We start from the raw sequence: 15003 nt of genomic DNA on the forward strand, positions 1-15003 counted from the left end.
CGCGCGTCACGCAAGCGATTCCACCGCGCGCCCGCGCACGTCGCCGGTCAGGCGCGTTTCGATCGTATGCGGCGATTCCTTGCGCGATATCGCCAGGAAACCGTCGAGATACAGCTTGCGAAACCGCAGCTCGCTATCGATCTGCGCACGCAGCTTGCCGTAAAGCGGCAGGAACACGAGGTTCGCGAACGCCAGCCCGTACAGCGTCGCGATGAACGCGACCGCGATGCCCGGCCCGAGCTGCGCCGGTTCGAGGATGTGGCTCGTCACCTGCACGAGCCCGAGCACCGACCCGAGAATGCCGAACGTCGGCGCATATCCGCCCGCCTGCTGCCACACGCGCGCGGCCGCCAGGCGGCTGCGTTCGTAGGCATCGAGTTCGCGCTGCAACGCGTCCTCGAGCACGGCGGTCGACACGCCGTTCGCCAGCAGTTCGAGCCCGCGGCGCGCGAACGGATGGATGCCGCTCACGTCCATCGATTCGAACGCGAGCAGCCCGTCGAGCTTCGCGCGGTCGCCCCATTCGAGCAGGTCGGACAGGTTCTTGCGATCGACCTCGCGCGCCCGCACGAACGCGAGCCGCAACTGTTTCACCGCGTCGAAGAAGCGTGCCCAGGTGTTCTGGATCATCACCGCACCGAGCGTGCCGCCGAGCACGATGACAAGCGCCTCGAACTGGAACAGCATCGGGAAATGCCCGCCTTCGAGCGCGAAGCCGAACACGATCGCCGCGCCGCCAAGCACCACACCGGCCAGGGTCAACAGATCCATGCGCGCCCCCTTGGTCATGCATCCGATGCCGATGCGACGGGCGCGGTGCCCGCCGCCGGCGCCTTCGCCGCGCGAACGGCATCCAGCACGCGCCGCTCGATGTCCTCGATCTCGACCGGATCGAGCTTGAGCTCGCGACGCATCACCCACGACACCTCGTTGCGCCGCGCCTCGGTCATCACGGAGAACAGCTTGTCGGCCACCGCGCGATCGTCGAGATTCGCGATCAGCTTCGCGAGATCGTAGGTGTCGAACGCGCTGATGACGTCGAACAGCGTGCGCGGGTCGATCCACACGAGATCCTCCAGCGCGCGCACGTCGCCGCCGCGACGCGCATTGCGCCGCGAGAAGTACGCGACGCCCTTCTGCTCGACGTAACTGAGCACCTTCGATTTGCGGAACGCGAACACTTCGTCGGCAATCTCGCCGTTCGACAGCTTGTTGAGCAGCATCGTCTTCTCGACGCCGATCAGCGATTCGAGATCGGCGAGCTCGATGAGCTCGAGTTCGCTGTTGATCGACAGGTCGAGATCGTGATCGGCCACCTGCTGCGCGCGATCAATCACGCGCGCGGCGTCGAACGTGACGACCTGGCGCGCATCCGACGACGCCGCATAATCGGCCGCCCCGCCGGCGTGGTCCGCCTGCGCCGCTTCGATCGTGACAAGATTGAGCTTCTCCATGCGTCGCAGCATCGCGAGCACGTGCGGCCGCGAGTGGCCGGCGATCGCGCGGCATTTGCGGATCACTTCGGCGAGCGGCACCGACGTTTCGGCCGCATGCGCCTGCATCGGCCGGCGCGTCCATGAGTCGCCGGCGTCGCGCGCGTCGGCGCCCGCCATCAGCGCCAGCACATGCGCATACGACAGCACGCCCGGCATGAAGTCGGCATGCGTGTAGGTCGCAAGCTGGTCGTCCTTGCGCTTCACGCGGCGGATCATTGTGCGCACGATATGACGCAGCAGTGCCGACACACGCTCGATTTCCTCGTCGAGCATGCCGGCCGGCACGACCGTCAGCTGGCAGAATGAAAGCGCCTTCGCGGTATGGGCACGCGGCTCGGCCGCGAGCAACGCCGATTCACCGAAGAACTCGCCCCGACCGAGCGTCGCGACGACGACGCGCTTGTCGTCGCATCGCGTGGACAGTTCGACCTTGCCGTCGGTGATCAGAAAGATGACGGGCTCGCCCGCAAAACCCTCGGAATAAATGATTTCCCCGGGCGCCGCCGTACGCGTCCACGATTGCTGACGATTCAAGTCGATTCCCCTGCTGCGCTGATTGTTGCGGACTGCGCGTCGCACGTCGGAAGCATGCGATCGCGAGTCGTCCCCGTGACTCGTTTACGTCATCGCGCTCAACATCCTTTAGGGCATTCGTCCTCGCGTCGAACCGAAATCAAGGTAAAACGTTTGCGCGTTACGCGGCCAGATCGAAACGTTCGTTTCGATGCCGGTGCGTGTAGTGCAATTGAAAGCGACGGGCGATCCCGCGCGTCAGAACTCCATGTCGAGTTCGTCGATGTCTTCGTGCTCCGCCTTCGCCGCATCGATCCACTCCGCCACGAACGGATGCGCGAGCACCTGCATGCAGTACTCGGCGATATCGGGCTCCAGCTTCACGTCGTAGGTCAGGAAACGCGTGACGACGGGCGCATACATCGCGTCGGCAATCCCGATCTCCGCGCCGAACAACCAGGGGCCGCCGTACACGGCCAGGCACTCGCGCCAGATCGTCACGATCCGCTCGATGTCGTGCTGCGCGCGCGACCAGATCCGGAAGCCGGGGAAATGCGCGCGCAGGTTCATCGGCAGCGCGGATCGCAACGCGCTGAAACCGGAATGCATCTCGCCGCAGATCGACCGGCAGTGGGCGCGCGCGCGCCGGTTCTCAGGCAGCAGCCGCGCCTGCGGCCGGATCTCGTTCAGGTATTCGGCGATCGCGAGCGTGTCCCACACCGTGTTGCCGTCGTGCGTCAGGCACGGCACGAGAATCGACGGCGACAGCAGCAGCAGCTCCGCGCGCGACGCGGCATCGATCGGCACGCTGACCGTCTCGAACACGAGCCCGCTCAGCTTCGCGAGCAGCCAGCCGCGCATCGACCACGACGAGTAATTGCGGCTGCTGATGGTCAGCGTCGTCTGTCCGGTGGATTCCATGTCGCTCCCCTGCTGGTTGCCGTTCGTGCCCCTGCACCGAATCGGACGCGTCACGCCGTTGCCCGCACCATGCCTGTGCGGCCCATTCGCCGAACTGGCGCAGTGCCGCACGGTGGCGCGCCATGAGTCATGCGCGGAACCGGTTCGGCAGCACGTCTCCTGCACCCGTCCGTCGTCACGTGCCGCCTGCGCCGCCGCGTTCCCGAACTGCGTGCAACGCGCGTGCCAGCCGCACGCTGGCACACGGCTTGCCTCGTTCCCTGCATCGCGGCGCAACGAGCGACGGTCATGAACCTGCTTGCCTATCCGTTTTATCAATGGTCTGCGGAATGCCTGCGCCCGGCGCGTGCATGGGCGGCCGCCACGCGCGCGACGATGTCGCTGTGGCCGCCCGCGACGTCGACGCCGACCGGCCGCATGCTCGACGCGCTGTGCGAACTGCTCGAGTGCTGCGCGTTCTCGCACCGGCGTCCGCCGTTCGGGATCGAATCGATCGTCGTCGACGGCGACACGGTGCCGATCGTCGAGGAAGCGGCGGCCGTCACGCCGTTCGCGACGCTGCTGCATTTCCGCAAGGCGCGGCCGGTCGCGCGCCAGCCGCGCGTGCTGATCGTCGCGCCGATGTCCGGGCATTTCGCGACGCTGCTGCGCGGCACGGTGCGCACGATGCTGGCCGATCACGACGTGTACATCACCGACTGGCACAACCCGCGCGACATTCCGTTGACGGCCGGGCGCTTCGGCTTCGACGAATACGTCGCGCACGTGATCGACTTCATCCGCCAGATCGGCCCGGACGCGCACGTGCTCGCGATCTGCCAGCCGACCGTCGCCGCACTCGCGGCGGTCGCGCTGATGGCGGCCGGCAGCGATCCGGCGCAGCCCGCGAGCCTGACGCTGATGGCCGGCCCGATCGACTGCCGCGTGAATCCGACCAAGGTCAATGCGCTCGCGACGAGCCAGCCGATCGAATGGTTCGCGCGCAACCTGATCAGCGTCGTGCCGCCCGGCTTCGTCGGCGCGCAGCGGTGCGTGTATCCGGGCTTCGTGCAGGTCGGCGCGTTCATGTCGATGAACCCGGACCGGCACGCGGCGTCGTTCGCCGATCTGTATTACGAGCGCGCGAAAGGCGATCCCGTGAAAGCGGACACGCTGCGGCACTTCTACGACGAATATTTCGCGACGGCCGACCTCACCGCGGAGTTCTACCTGGAAACGGTCGAGAAGGTGTTCCAGCAATACGCGCTCGCGCGCGGCGAGCTGACGGTCGGCGACCGGCTCGTCGAACCGGCGGCGATTCATCGCACCGCGCTGTTGACGATCGAAGGCGAGAAGGACGATATCTGCGCGGTGGGCCAGACAGTGGCCGCGCAGGAGCTGTGTTCGGGGTTGCCGCCGTATCTGAAGACGCACCACGTCCAGACGGGTGTGGGGCACTACGGCGTGTTCAACGGCAGCCGGTGGGAAACGCAGATCTATCCGATCGTGCGGGCGACGATCCATGACAACGAGCCGTACGATCGCACCGCGGGCGCGGAAGGCGATGCGAACGGCACCCACTACGTCACGCTGCGTGCACTGCTCGATGCGCGCGCCACCGGGAGCGACGCGGCGGCGGAAACACGCTCGCATCACGCGCACTGAGCGCGGTTGGCGGCACAAATGCATCGCCCCGCCGCAGAGGCGGGGCGACGTTGGCGGCTGCGTCCGGCCGACGCGCGCGTGCATGCACTCGCGCGCCAGCCCTGCGCGTTACGAGCAGGCCTTGCCGTGCGACGCGTGGTAGCCCTTCGCCTTCGCGTCGGCTTCCGACATGTAGCTGCCGTGCTTCGTCTTGCCGTAGTACTTGTCGGTCGAGCAGTGGTAGACCTTCGTGCTGTCGTTCGCCCACACCTTGCCCGCGCCGCCGCCCGGCGCTGCGGCCGCGGTCGTCGCTGCGGCGCTCTTCGCGGGAACGGTGCCCGATGCCGGCGTAGCGGAAGCCGCCATGGCCGGCGCCGCGGCCGGTGCGCTCGCCGCCGCGGCGCCGGCCGATGCGCCGTACCAGGTCTTCACGCCCTTGTGGCCCGCGCATGCGCCCTTCTTCGACGCGCCCGAGTAGAACGAGCCGTCCTTGCACAGACCGGTCGTGCCGGCCGGCGCGCTGGCCGGAACCTGCGCGAACGCACCGATCGACACACCCATGCCGGCGACCAGCGCGGCGATCAACATCGTTTTTTTCATGGTCCTCTCCTGATTTGCCTGACTGAAGAATGCATTCCGGGTCGCCCCGGAAAATTCGCGCTTACCGCACCCAGCGGCACACGCGATGGTGGTGATGATCGACGTGGCACACACGATGCGAATGCGCTTCGGCAAGCGCCGGAACAAGAACCGCACATGCCACTGCGGTAGCCGTCAGGATCTTCGCGATGCGCTTCATGAAACTCTCCCGGGTAAGGTCAACCGGCGATCCGGCTGGTACCTCCTTAACGCCGGCCGTCGGCAAGCCGTGCACCGCCACCCCGCGCAATTGACGATCTTTGACATCGCGGCACGGCCAGCGCCTCGAAACTGACGAATGTCTTTCTTTTCTTTCCGGATCTTCAGCTTCCCAACCGTTCGGAATTCGAAAGAATGTTTCCGGGAAAGGGAAAACGTGCAGCAGGCGTGATCGGTACGCACGGAAGCGTCCGGGGAGCGCGCAACAAAAAACCGCCCGAAGGCGGTCCGATGCAGGCGTGCGCGTGACGCGCACCCAGGGCAACCGGGCAGCTACGCGCCCGCTTCCCCCCACGGCGTCGGCGGCGGCACCGCGCACGGCCCGTCGACGTCGATCGACTTGAAATCGGCGGGCCCGACGATCTCCAGGTATTCCATGTCAGGCGAGTAGTCGAACAGGTAGTGGACGATGCCCGGCGCCTGATGCACGCAGTCGCCGGCCGCCACCAGCGTCTCCTGTTCGCCGTACATGAAGCGCGCCCAGCCCTTCAGCATGATCACGATATGGAACTCGGCCTCGTGACGGTGCCAGCCGGTGCCCGCCTCCGGTGCATGATTCGCCCTGACAAGCTGCGCGACGACCTTGCCGTTGGTCGCGGCCGCGATGCCGAGATCGCGATACAGGAAGAAGTCGCGCAGGCCTTCGCCGCGATACGCGGTGTCCTGCGGCTTCACATGGGAAAAAGCGGTGGTGGTCTGCTCGCTCATCGCGGTGCTCCTTCATCGAAAGGATTCCGCGTGACAAGCATTTAGCGTTCCACCCTGCACCACCGCCCGCCTGCTTACTTCAGCCGCCCCGACAGGAACTGCCCGAGCCGTTCGCTCTTCGGATTCACGAGAATCTCCTGCGGATTCCCTTCCTCCTCGATCTTTCCCTGATGCAGGAAGATCACGTGATTCGACACGTTGCGCGCGAAGCCCATCTCGTGCGTGACGACGACCATCGTGCGGCCTTCCTCGGCGAGCTTCTGCATCACCTTCAGCACTTCGCCCACCAGCTCCGGATCGAGCGCCGACGTCGGCTCGTCGAACAGCATCACCTCCGGCTCCATCGCGAGCGCGCGCGCAATGGCCACGCGCTGCTGCTGGCCGCCCGACAGGTGCGACGGGTACATGCCCTCGACGCGCGGCGCGAGCCCGACCTTCTCCAGGTACTTGCGTGCGCGGGCGATCGCTTCGTCCTTGCCGATCCCGAGCACGGCCATCGGCGCTTCGATCACGTTCTCGAGCACCGTCATGTGCGCCCACAGGTTGAAGTGCTGGAACACCATCGACAGCTTGGTGCGCATCCGCTGCAGTTGCTTCTGGTCGGCCACGCGCAGCGAGCCGTTGCGGTCGCGCGTGGTCTGGATCGGCTCGCTGCCGATCGTGATCTGCCCCGAGCACGGCTGCTCGAGGAAGTTGATGCAGCGCAGGAACGTGCTCTTGCCGGAGCCGCTCGAGCCGATGATGCTGATCACATCGCCGGCCTTCGCCTTCATCGACACGCCCTTCAACACCTCGTTGTCGCCGAACTTCTTGTGCAGGTTGTCAACGGTAAGCTTGTACATGCTGGGTCCTTCCTTGCGAATCTTGCGAATGCGTTAATGGCCGTTAATGACCGCGCGGCGAGAGGTACGCGAGCCAGCGCGTCTCGAGCTTGCGGAACGCCCAGATGAGCGTGAACACGACAACGGCGTACAGCACGGCCGCGATGCCGTAGGCCTGGAACGACATGTACGTCGCCGAATTGACGTCGCGCGTGACCTTCAGGATGTCGGGCACGGTCGCGGTGAACGCGAGCGTCGTCGCGTGCAGCATCAGGATCACTTCGTTGCTGTAGCTCGGCAGCGAGCGGCGCAGCGCGGACGGCAGGATGATGCGCGTATAGAGCTTGCAGCGCGACATCCCGTAGGCCATGCCGGCCTCGATCTCGCCGGCCGACGTCGCCTTGATCGCGCCCGCGAAGATCTCCGTCGCATACGCGCATTCGTTCAGCACGAACGCGAGCAGCGTGCAGTTCATCGCGTTGCGGAAGAACGTGTCGAGCAGCACGTGGTTGTGCACGACCTGCAGGCTGTAGATGCCCGTGTAGCACATCAGCAGCTGCACGTAGAGCGGCGTGCCGCGGAACACGTACGTATAGAGCCACACCGGGCCCGAGATCCAGCGGTTCGACGACGCACGCGCGATCGCGAGCGGCACGGCGAGCGCGAAGCCCAGCGCGATCGACACGACCAGCAGCCACAGCGTGATCGCGAGGCCGCTGAAGCGGTAGCCGTCGGTGTAGAGATAGCTTTGCCAGTACTGGCTGACGAGTTCGATCACAGTGCGAGCCTCCGGACGCCGACGGAATAACGCTTCTCGAGGTGATGCAGCACGACGTTCGACACCGTCGTGATCGCGAGGTAGATCGCGCCTGCCGCCAGCGTGAAGAAGAAGAAATCGAGCGTGCTCTTGCCCGCGTCCTGCGACGCCTTGACGACGTCGGCGAGGCCGATGATCGACACGAGCGCGGTGGCCTTCACGAGCACCTGCCAGTTGTTGCCGATGCCGGGCAGTGCGAAGCGCATCATCTGCGGGAACAGGATGCGGCGGAACACGCGCCAGCCGCTCATCCCGTACGCGAAGCCCGCTTCGAGCTGGCCGCGCGGCACCGACAGGAACGCACCGCGGAACGTCTCGGTGAAGTACGCGCCGTAGATGAAGCCGAGCGTGATGACGCCCGCCACGAACGGGTCGATGTCGATCTGGTCCCAGCCGAGCGCGTCGGTGACGTTGTTCAGCAGGATCTGGATCCCGTAGAACAGCAGCAGCATCAGCACGAGGTCCGGCACCGCGCGGATCAGCGTCGTGTAGAAGGTGCCGATCGACTTGAGCACGCGGTTCGTCGACAGCTTCGCGCTCGCACCGATGAGGCCCAGAACGAGCGACGCGGCCAGCGACAGCACCGCGAGCTTCACGGTCTCGACCGTGCCGGCCCACAGAAGCGGGCCAAATCCTTGGAAGATCATAGAAGGGATCCAGAACGAAGTGGCTGGATTGTCAATAGCCATTAACCGCGCATCAAACGATATCTGCGCACTACCTGATGCGACTTGCTCATCAAGCCGGGGGCATCCCGCGAAGCGGATTGCACCCGGCAACGGATGCGGCGCGCGCCGCAGGCGATGCGCGCCGCACGGACGGTCAGCCGCCGTAGACGTCGAATGCGAAGTACTTCTTCTCGAGCTTCTTGTACGTGCCGTCCTTGATGATGTCGGCGATCGCGTGGTCGATCTTCGCCTTCAGGTCGGCGTCGTCCTTGCGCAGCCCGATGCCGGCGCCGTTGCCGAGCGTCTTCGGATCGTCGATGTCCTTGCCGGCGAAATCGAAGCTCGCGCCGCGCGGCGTCTTCAGGAAGCCGATGTCGGCCTGCACCGCGTCCTGCAGCGCCGCGTCGAGGCGGCCCGACATCAGGTCCTGGTACACGCCGTCCTGGTTCTGGTAAGGCACGACCTGCACGCCCTTCGGCGCCCAGTACGTCTTCGCGTAGGTTTCCTGGATCGTGCCCTGCTCGACGCCGACCGACTTGCCCTTCAGCGATTCGGCCGTCGGCTGCAGGTTCGCGCCCTTCTTCGCGACGAGGCGCGTCGGCGTGTTGAACAGCTTGTCGGAGAACGCGATCTGCTCGGCACGCGCCGGCGTCATCGACATCGACGACAGCACGCCGTCGAACTTCTTCGCCTTCAGCGCGGGAATCATCCCGTCGAAGTCGTTCTCGATCCACACGCACTTCGCCTTCAGGCGGGCGCAGATCTCGTTGCCGAGATCGACGTCGAAGCCGACGACCTTGCCGCTTGCGTCCTTCGATTCGAACGGCGGATAGCTGGCGTCGACGCCGAACCGGATCGTCGACCAATCCTTGGCGTGGGCACCGACCGCGATGCAGGCAAGGGCAATACTGAGCGCGAGTTTCTTCATGGCGTTCCTGTCGTAGGCGAACTGGGCAAGGGTCCCGTCGGACGGCCCGCACCGGCGCGGCCGGCACGGCGCTCCGCCGTGAACCCTTCCAACCCGGGTATCGCCTCGTCCGGCGACCGCCCAAGTTGTACATACAACTTTGCCCGCGCAGGTGCGTCACCAGCAATCCGTGTTTATCTCTAATTGTCGGCGGATTGTGGATGTGTGTCGCAAATTTCCTTCAATTTCAATTAATTACGAATTACATCGAGCTAAACAACGGCTTTCTCCGCGTGCAGGTTGGTGGCCGGGAGCGGGTTTTCACCTGTCTAGACCTGTCGACGCCGCATCACGCTGCCCGTCCGTCATGCCGACCGTTTCCAGACCGACCAGCCGGTAGCCGAACTGCAGTTCCGTCAACAGGTGCCGCGGGCGCGCCGGCACCGGTTCGAGCTTCTGCCGCAGGTTCGTCATGTACACGCGCACGTAGTGCGCGCGCTCCGCGTCGTGGATCCCCCACACCTCGGCCAGCAATTGCCGCGCGGCGACCACGCCGCCGCGCGCGCGAATCAGCGCGGCGAGCAGCCGGAATTCGAGGCGCGTCAGATGAACCGGCTCGCCGCCGCGGGCGACTTCGTGCTTGCCGAGATCGACGGTCACGTCGCCGAAGCGCACGATCGACGACGATTGCCCGTCGGCCGACACGAACGCCGCGCGCCGCAACTGCGCGCGCGCCCGCGCGAGCAGTTCGGGCACGCCGAACGGCTTCGGCAGGTAATCGTCCGCGCCCGCGTCGAGCGCCGCGACCTTCTCCACCTCCTGCTGCCGCGCCGACAGCACGATCACCGGCACCGTCGACCATTCGCGCAGTTCGCGGATGAACGTCTTGCCGTCGTCGTCCGGCAGCCCGAGATCGACGATCACGAGATCGGGCTTGCTGCTCGACGCGTACATCCGCGCCTCGCGGGCCGTCGACGCCTCGCAGGTGTCGAGCCCCTCCTGTTCCAGTGCCATCCGCACGAAACGGCGGATGTCCGATTCGTCCTCGACGACAAGTACGCGCGATCTGATCATGTCCGGCTCTCGTGTTCGATGTCGGGTGGCGCACCCAGTGGCAGGCGAATCTCGAACCGCGCGCCGTGCGGATCGAGCGGCACCGCGCGGATGGAGCCGCCGTGCGCGTTGACGATGCTGCGGCACAGCGCGAGCCCGAGCCCCACGCCGCTGATCGACGATTCCTTGCGCTCGCGCTCGAACGGCTCGAACAGCGGCTCGGTGTTGCGCGCGACGAAGCCGGGCCCGTCGTCCTCGACGAACACGTACAGCGTTTCGCCGAACACGCGTGCGCGCACCGCCACGGCCGCCTCCGCGCCCGCGTACTTCGCCGCGTTGTCGAGCAGGTTCATCAGCACGCGCTCGATCAGCAGCGCGTCGACGTCGATCAGCGGCAGGTCGGCCGGCAGGTCGGCGCTCACGTCGCGGCCGGCCAGCACGCCGGCCGAATGCGCGAGCGCGCTGCCGACGATCTCGTCGAGCATGTGCCACTCGCGATTCAGCCGCACGCCCTCGCTCTGCATGCGCGCGAGATCGAGCAGGTTCACGACGAGCCCATGCAGCGCCTCGGCCTGGTTGCGGATGCCGTGCGCGAGCGCGGCCGGCTGCCCGTCGGCCAGCCGCTCGGGCCGCTCGAGTGTCTCGGCGAGCCCGCGGATCGCGGTCAGCGGCGTCTTCAGGTCGTGCGACACGGCAGCGAGCAGCGCGTTGCGCAGCCGCTCGCCTTCGATCCGGACGAGCGTGTGCTGCGCGACGCCGACGTAGTGCACACGCTCGAGCGCCATCGCGATCGACGAGCACAGCGCGTCGATCAGGCGGCGATCGTCGGGGTCCGTGGGTACCGGCTGCGCGTCGCCGAACAGCACGAGCACGCCGCGCACGCGCATCGGCGCCTTCAGCGGCAGGTACTGCGCGGCCGCGCGCTCGAACGGCGGCAGCCCGCACCCGGCTCCGCGCGCATGCTCGTAGGCCCAGCGGGCAATCGGCGCTTCGACGAACGCGGCGTGCGGCGCCGGCATCAGACGGTCGTCCGCGTCGGGCAGCACGAGCGCGACGCGCACGCCGAGCAGCGGCGCGATCGTGCCGGTGCAGATCGACGCGATCTGTTCGGTTTCGATCGCCGCCGACAGGTCGTGCGCGACACGCGCGAGCGCGGCCGAGCGCTTCTCGTTCGCGCGCGCGGCCCGCGCCTCCGCGCGCAGGCGTGCCGCGAGCTGGCCGATCGCGAGCGCGACGGCGAGCATCAGTGCGAACGTGAACACGTACTGCGTATCGGATACCGCGAACGACAGCCTCGGCTCGACGAAGAAGAAGTCGAAGCAGCCGACGCAGACGAACGCGGCCCACGCACCGGCCAGCCGGCCGAGCCGCAGCGCGATCAGCACGACGGTCATCAGGAACAGCATCACGACGTTCGACAGGTCGAACACGCGCAGCAGCGCGCTCGCCGCCAGCGTCGCCAGCGCGCACACGAGCGTGGCGAGCAGCAGCGGCACCGCGTACTGCGACACCCACACGTGCGTGCGCGGGCGCGCCTCGCGCACGGCCAGCGCCGGCCGCCTATCGGGCCCCGCGCCCGCGATGCGGTCGGCCAGCGCCGCGCACGCGCGCAGCACGGCTCGCCAGCGGTCGCGGCGCACGCCGGCCCCGCTGCGGCGGGCAGCGGTGTCCCGCCGCCTCGTTGCCCGTCGATTCGCATCCTTCACGTTCACATTCACATCCATGATCGCTTCCGGCAATTGAAACGCCGAACGGCCCCGCGCACGCCGCGAAGGCGTGAGCGGGGCCGCGACGGCGCGTTCGGTCAGATAAACGGCGTCAACAGCATGTCGATCAGCTTGATGCCGATGAACGGCGCGACGATTCCGCCCACGCCGTAGATCAGCAGGTTGCGCCCCAGCAGCTTCCCGGCCGGCTCCGCGCGATACTTCACGCCCTTCAGCGCGAGCGGGATCAGCGCGACGATGATCAGCGCATTGAAGATCACCGCCGACAGGATCGCCGACGTCGGGCTGTGCAGGCCCATCACGTTCAGCGCGCCGAGCGCCGGATAGGTCGCGACGAACGCGGCCGGGATGATCGCGAAATACTTCGCGAGATCGTTGGCGACGCTGAACGTGGTCAGCGCGCCGCGCGTCATGATCATCTGCTTGCCGACCTCGACCACTTGCATCAGCTTCGTCGGGTTGCTGTCGAGGTCGACCATGTTGGCCGCCTCCTTCGCCGCCTGCGTGCCGCTGTGCATCGCGACGGCCACGTCGGCCTGTGCGAGTGCGGGCGCGTCGTTGGTGCCGTCGCCCGTCATCGCGACGAGATGGCCCTTCGCCTGGTGCTCGCGGATCAGCCGCAGCTTGTCCTCGGGCGTCGCTTCGGCCAGGTAGTCGTCGACGCCGGCTTCCGCCGCGATCGCGGCCGCGGTGAGGCGGTTGTCGCCCGTGATCATCACGGTCTTCACGCCGACCTTGCGCAGTTCGGCGAAGCGCGCGGCGATCCCGTGCTTGACGATGTCCTTCAGCTCGATCGCGCCGAGCACGCGGGCGCCGTCGGCGACGACGAGCGGCGTGCCGCCGCGCCGCGCGATTTCGTTGACGGCCGTCTCGACCGCCTGCGGAAACGCGCCGCCGAGCGCATCGACGTGCGCGCGGATCGCCGACGCCGCGCCCTTGCGCACCTGCCGCCCGCCGATATCGAGGCCGCTCATCCGCGTGCGCGCGCTGAACGGCACGGCAAAACTGCCGTCGATCGTCTTGCCCTCCAGCGCGAACCGCTGTTTCGCGAGCGCGACGATCGAACGCCCCTCGGGCGTCTCGTCGGCAAGCGACGACAGCTGCGCGGCCTCGGCCAGCGCACGCTCGTCCACGCCCGGCGCCGGCCGGAACTGCACGGCCTCGCGGTTGCCGAGCGTGATCGTGCCGGTCTTGTCGAGCAGCAGCACGTCGACGTCGCCGGCCGCCTCGATCGCGCGGCCCGACGTCGCGAGCACGTTCGCGCGCATCATGCGGCTCATCCCGGCGATGCCGATCGCCGACAGCAGCGCGCCGATCGTCGTCGGGATCAGGCAGACGAGCAGCGCGATCAGCACGGTCAGGCTCACCGCCGAACCCGACGCGTTCAGCAGCACGCTGAACTGCGAGAACGGCAGCAGCGTCGCGCACACGAGCAGGAAGATGATCGTCAGCGCGACGAGCAGGATCGTCAGCGCGACTTCGTTCGGCGTCTTGCCGCGCTTCGCGCCCTCGACCATCGCGATCATCCGGTCGAGAAAGGCCTCGCCCGGCTGCGCGGTGATCTTCACGACGATCCAGTCGGACAGCACGCGCGTGCCGCCCGTCACCGACGAGAAGTCGCCGCCCGACTCGCGGATCACGGGCGCGGATTCGCCGGTGATCGCCGATTCGTCGACCGACGCGACGCCGTCGATCACTTCGCCGTCGGCGGGAATCGTGTCGCCGGCCTCGACGAGCACGATGCTGCCGGCGGCGAGTTCGTCGCTCGGCACGCGATGGCTGGTGCTGCCGTACCGCTTCGGCTCGTCGAGCACCTTCGCGTACACGCGCTTGCGCGCCGCGCGCAGCGCGTCGGCCTGCGCCTTGCCGCGCCCTTCGGCCAGCGCCTCGGCCGCGTTCGCGAACAGCACGGTGAACCACAGCCAGCACGCGACCGCGAAGATGAAGCCGGCCGGCGCATCGCCCGTGCCGGTCAGCGCCTGCAGCCACAGCACGGTCGTGACGATGCTGCCGAGATAGACGACGAACATCACGGGATTCTTCAACTGCACGCGCGGCGCGAGCTTGCAGAATGCCTCGCGCAGCACGGCCGTCCAGCGCATCGGCGGCACGGCGCCGACCGGGATCGCCGCCGGATTGATCGGGGTTTCGATATGGGACATGAGTGACTCCGTGGTTCCTGCCATTACTTCGCGCCGGCCGCCTGGCCGAATGCGCGATCCAGCGCGAGGTTCAGGTCGAGCACGCGCACGCGCGGTTCGCCGAGCACGCCGAGCTGGCGCGGCGATGCGATGCGTTCGACCAGCGCCGCGACCTGTGCGGCATCGACGCCGCGTGCCTGCGCGACGCGTGCCGCCTGCAGCCGCGCGTTCGCCACCGAGATCTCGGGATCGAGCCCCGATGCCGACGCGGTCACGGCATCCGCCGGTACCGGCGTGCCGGCGGCGAGCGCGTTCTCCTGCCGGTACGCGCGTACCCGCTGCGCGATATCCGCGAGCAGCTTCTTGCTGGTTGCTCCCTGGTTGCTGGCGCCGCTGCCGGCCGCGTTGTACGGCTGGTCGACCGTCTTCGACGGATCGGCCGGATCGGTGCCGGTCGTCGCGCTCGGCCGCCCGTGGAAGTAGCCGGCGTGCGTGAAGTACTGCCCGATCACCGTCGAGCCGATCGTCGTGCCGTTGCGCTCCACGAGACTGCCGCGCGCCTGCGACGGGAACAGCACGTTCGCGACGCCCGTGGTGAGCAGCGGATACGCGATGCCCGTGACGAGCATGAACAGCACCGACGATGCGATCACGGGCCGCACGAGGCCGCGCGTCGCCGCGCCGAACGAAGAACCGGGTGCCGGCGCGGCGGCGGCCGCTGCCTGGCGATTGCCTTGCATCATGATGTTT

General features: G+C 67.4%; 15 protein-coding genes. 1 reads left to right on the forward strand and 14 read right to left on the reverse strand.

Annotated elements, in window-relative coordinates; all coding sequences use genetic code 11:
• Positions 1–6: 6 nt before the first annotated feature.
• The 3 genes from VK92_RS11835 to VK92_RS11845 all read right to left on the reverse strand — a co-directional run bounded on the left by VK92_RS11835 (position 7) and on the right by VK92_RS11845 (position 2930).
• Positions 7–771, reverse strand: a complete 765-nt coding sequence (locus VK92_RS11835) for a flagellar motor protein (protein ID WP_021157322.1) — start codon at positions 769–771, stop codon at positions 7–9.
• 14 nt (positions 772–785) lie between these two features.
• On the reverse strand, positions 786–2030 hold the full coding sequence (locus tag VK92_RS11840) for a Crp/Fnr family transcriptional regulator (RefSeq protein WP_048022418.1): 1245 nt from the start codon (positions 2028–2030) through the stop codon (positions 786–788).
• Positions 2031–2267: 237 nt separating this feature from the next.
• Positions 2268–2930 carry a glutathione S-transferase family protein gene (locus tag VK92_RS11845; RefSeq protein WP_048022419.1) on the reverse strand — a complete coding sequence of 221 codons (663 nt, stop codon included), beginning with the start codon at positions 2928–2930 and terminating at the stop codon, positions 2268–2270.
• A gap of 288 nt (positions 2931–3218) precedes the next feature.
• Between VK92_RS11845 and VK92_RS11850 the strand changes: the two genes are divergently transcribed.
• Positions 3219–4574, forward strand: coding sequence for a polyhydroxyalkanoate depolymerase (locus tag VK92_RS11850; protein ID WP_048022420.1), 1356 nt, complete (start codon positions 3219–3221; stop codon positions 4572–4574).
• Between the two features lie 108 nt (positions 4575–4682).
• Here the strand turns inward: VK92_RS11850 and VK92_RS11855 are convergent, their stop codons facing one another.
• From VK92_RS11855 to kdpC, 11 genes are all read right to left on the reverse strand, one after another.
• Positions 4683–5153, reverse strand: coding sequence for a DUF3761 domain-containing protein (locus tag VK92_RS11855; protein ID WP_048022421.1), 471 nt, complete (start codon positions 5151–5153; stop codon positions 4683–4685).
• A gap of 61 nt (positions 5154–5214) precedes the next feature.
• Positions 5215–5352 (reverse strand): HHHH-motif protein, encoded by a 138-nt coding sequence (locus tag VK92_RS42425; protein WP_021157327.1) that lies wholly within the window; start codon positions 5350–5352, stop codon positions 5215–5217.
• 332 nt (positions 5353–5684) lie between these two features.
• The gene (locus tag VK92_RS11860; RefSeq protein WP_021157328.1) at positions 5685–6119 is read right to left on the reverse strand and encodes a cupin domain-containing protein; all 435 of its coding nucleotides are present in this window, start codon (positions 6117–6119) and stop codon (positions 5685–5687) included.
• A 74-nt stretch (positions 6120–6193) separates the two neighbouring features.
• The gene (locus tag VK92_RS11865; RefSeq protein ID WP_042973307.1) at positions 6194–6961 is read right to left on the reverse strand and encodes an ABC transporter ATP-binding protein; all 768 of its coding nucleotides are present in this window, start codon (positions 6959–6961) and stop codon (positions 6194–6196) included.
• Positions 6962–7004: 43 nt separating this feature from the next.
• On the reverse strand, positions 7005–7718 hold the full coding sequence (locus tag VK92_RS11870; RefSeq protein WP_048022422.1) for an ABC transporter permease: 714 nt from the start codon (positions 7716–7718) through the stop codon (positions 7005–7007).
• Complete coding sequence (locus tag VK92_RS11875; RefSeq protein ID WP_048022423.1) at positions 7715–8404, reverse strand: ABC transporter permease; 690 nt, start codon at positions 8402–8404, stop codon at positions 7715–7717. The genes VK92_RS11870 and VK92_RS11875 overlap by 4 nt, the downstream gene beginning before the upstream one ends.
• Positions 8405–8579: 175 nt before the next feature.
• On the reverse strand, positions 8580–9353 hold the full coding sequence (locus tag VK92_RS11880) for an ABC transporter substrate-binding protein (RefSeq protein WP_021157330.1): 774 nt from the start codon (positions 9351–9353) through the stop codon (positions 8580–8582).
• A 300-nt stretch (positions 9354–9653) separates the two neighbouring features.
• A complete protein-coding gene (locus VK92_RS11885; protein ID WP_021157331.1) occupies positions 9654–10406 on the reverse strand; it encodes a response regulator in 753 nt (250 codons plus the stop codon).
• A complete protein-coding gene (locus tag VK92_RS11890) occupies positions 10403–12109 on the reverse strand; it encodes a DUF4118 domain-containing protein (RefSeq protein WP_048022424.1) in 1707 nt (568 codons plus the stop codon). The genes VK92_RS11885 and VK92_RS11890 overlap by 4 nt, the downstream gene beginning before the upstream one ends.
• An 80-nt stretch (positions 12110–12189) precedes the next feature.
• Complete coding sequence (gene kdpB / locus VK92_RS11895) at positions 12190–14214, reverse strand: potassium-transporting ATPase subunit KdpB (protein ID WP_048022470.1); 2025 nt, start codon at positions 14212–14214, stop codon at positions 12190–12192.
• Between the two features lie 83 nt (positions 14215–14297).
• On the reverse strand, positions 14298–14996 hold the full coding sequence (gene kdpC, locus VK92_RS11900; RefSeq protein WP_197092532.1) for a potassium-transporting ATPase subunit KdpC: 699 nt from the start codon (positions 14994–14996) through the stop codon (positions 14298–14300).
• Between the last annotated feature and the right edge of the window lie 7 nt (positions 14997–15003).

The sequence above is a fragment of the Burkholderia sp. LK4 genome (genome assembly GCF_001043615.1).
Lineage (GTDB): Bacteria > Pseudomonadota > Gammaproteobacteria > Burkholderiales > Burkholderiaceae > Burkholderia > Burkholderia cepacia.

What these genes read in the sequence shown, in the direction of transcription:
- VK92_RS11880 (WP_021157330.1), bottom strand. Translation starts at nt 9,353, where the DNA reads ATGAAGAAACTCGCGCTCAGTATTGCCCTTGCCTGCATCGCGGTCGGT.
- VK92_RS11890 (WP_048022424.1), bottom strand. Translation starts at nt 12,109, where the DNA reads ATGGATGTGAATGTGAACGTGAAGGATGCGAATCGACGGGCAACGAGG.
- VK92_RS42425 (WP_021157327.1), bottom strand. Translation starts at nt 5,352, where the DNA reads ATGAAGCGCATCGCGAAGATCCTGACGGCTACCGCAGTGGCATGTGCG.
- VK92_RS11875 (WP_048022423.1), bottom strand. Translation starts at nt 8,404, where the DNA reads ATGATCTTCCAAGGATTTGGCCCGCTTCTGTGGGCCGGCACGGTCGAG.
- VK92_RS11865 (WP_042973307.1), bottom strand. Translation starts at nt 6,961, where the DNA reads ATGTACAAGCTTACCGTTGACAACCTGCACAAGAAGTTCGGCGACAAC.
- VK92_RS11850 (WP_048022420.1), top strand. Translation starts at nt 3,219, where the DNA reads ATGAACCTGCTTGCCTATCCGTTTTATCAATGGTCTGCGGAATGCCTG.
- VK92_RS11885 (WP_021157331.1), bottom strand. Translation starts at nt 10,406, where the DNA reads ATGATCAGATCGCGCGTACTTGTCGTCGAGGACGAATCGGACATCCGC.
- VK92_RS11845 (WP_048022419.1), bottom strand. Translation starts at nt 2,930, where the DNA reads ATGGAATCCACCGGACAGACGACGCTGACCATCAGCAGCCGCAATTAC.
- VK92_RS11835 (WP_021157322.1), bottom strand. Translation starts at nt 771, where the DNA reads ATGGATCTGTTGACCCTGGCCGGTGTGGTGCTTGGCGGCGCGGCGATC.
- VK92_RS11860 (WP_021157328.1), bottom strand. Translation starts at nt 6,119, where the DNA reads ATGAGCGAGCAGACCACCACCGCTTTTTCCCATGTGAAGCCGCAGGAC.
- kdpB (WP_048022470.1), bottom strand. Translation starts at nt 14,214, where the DNA reads ATGCGCTGGACGGCCGTGCTGCGCGAGGCATTCTGCAAGCTCGCGCCG.
- VK92_RS11855 (WP_048022421.1), bottom strand. Translation starts at nt 5,153, where the DNA reads ATGAAAAAAACGATGTTGATCGCCGCGCTGGTCGCCGGCATGGGTGTG.
- kdpC (WP_197092532.1), bottom strand. Translation starts at nt 14,996, where the DNA reads ATGATGCAAGGCAATCGCCAGGCAGCGGCCGCCGCCGCGCCGGCACCC.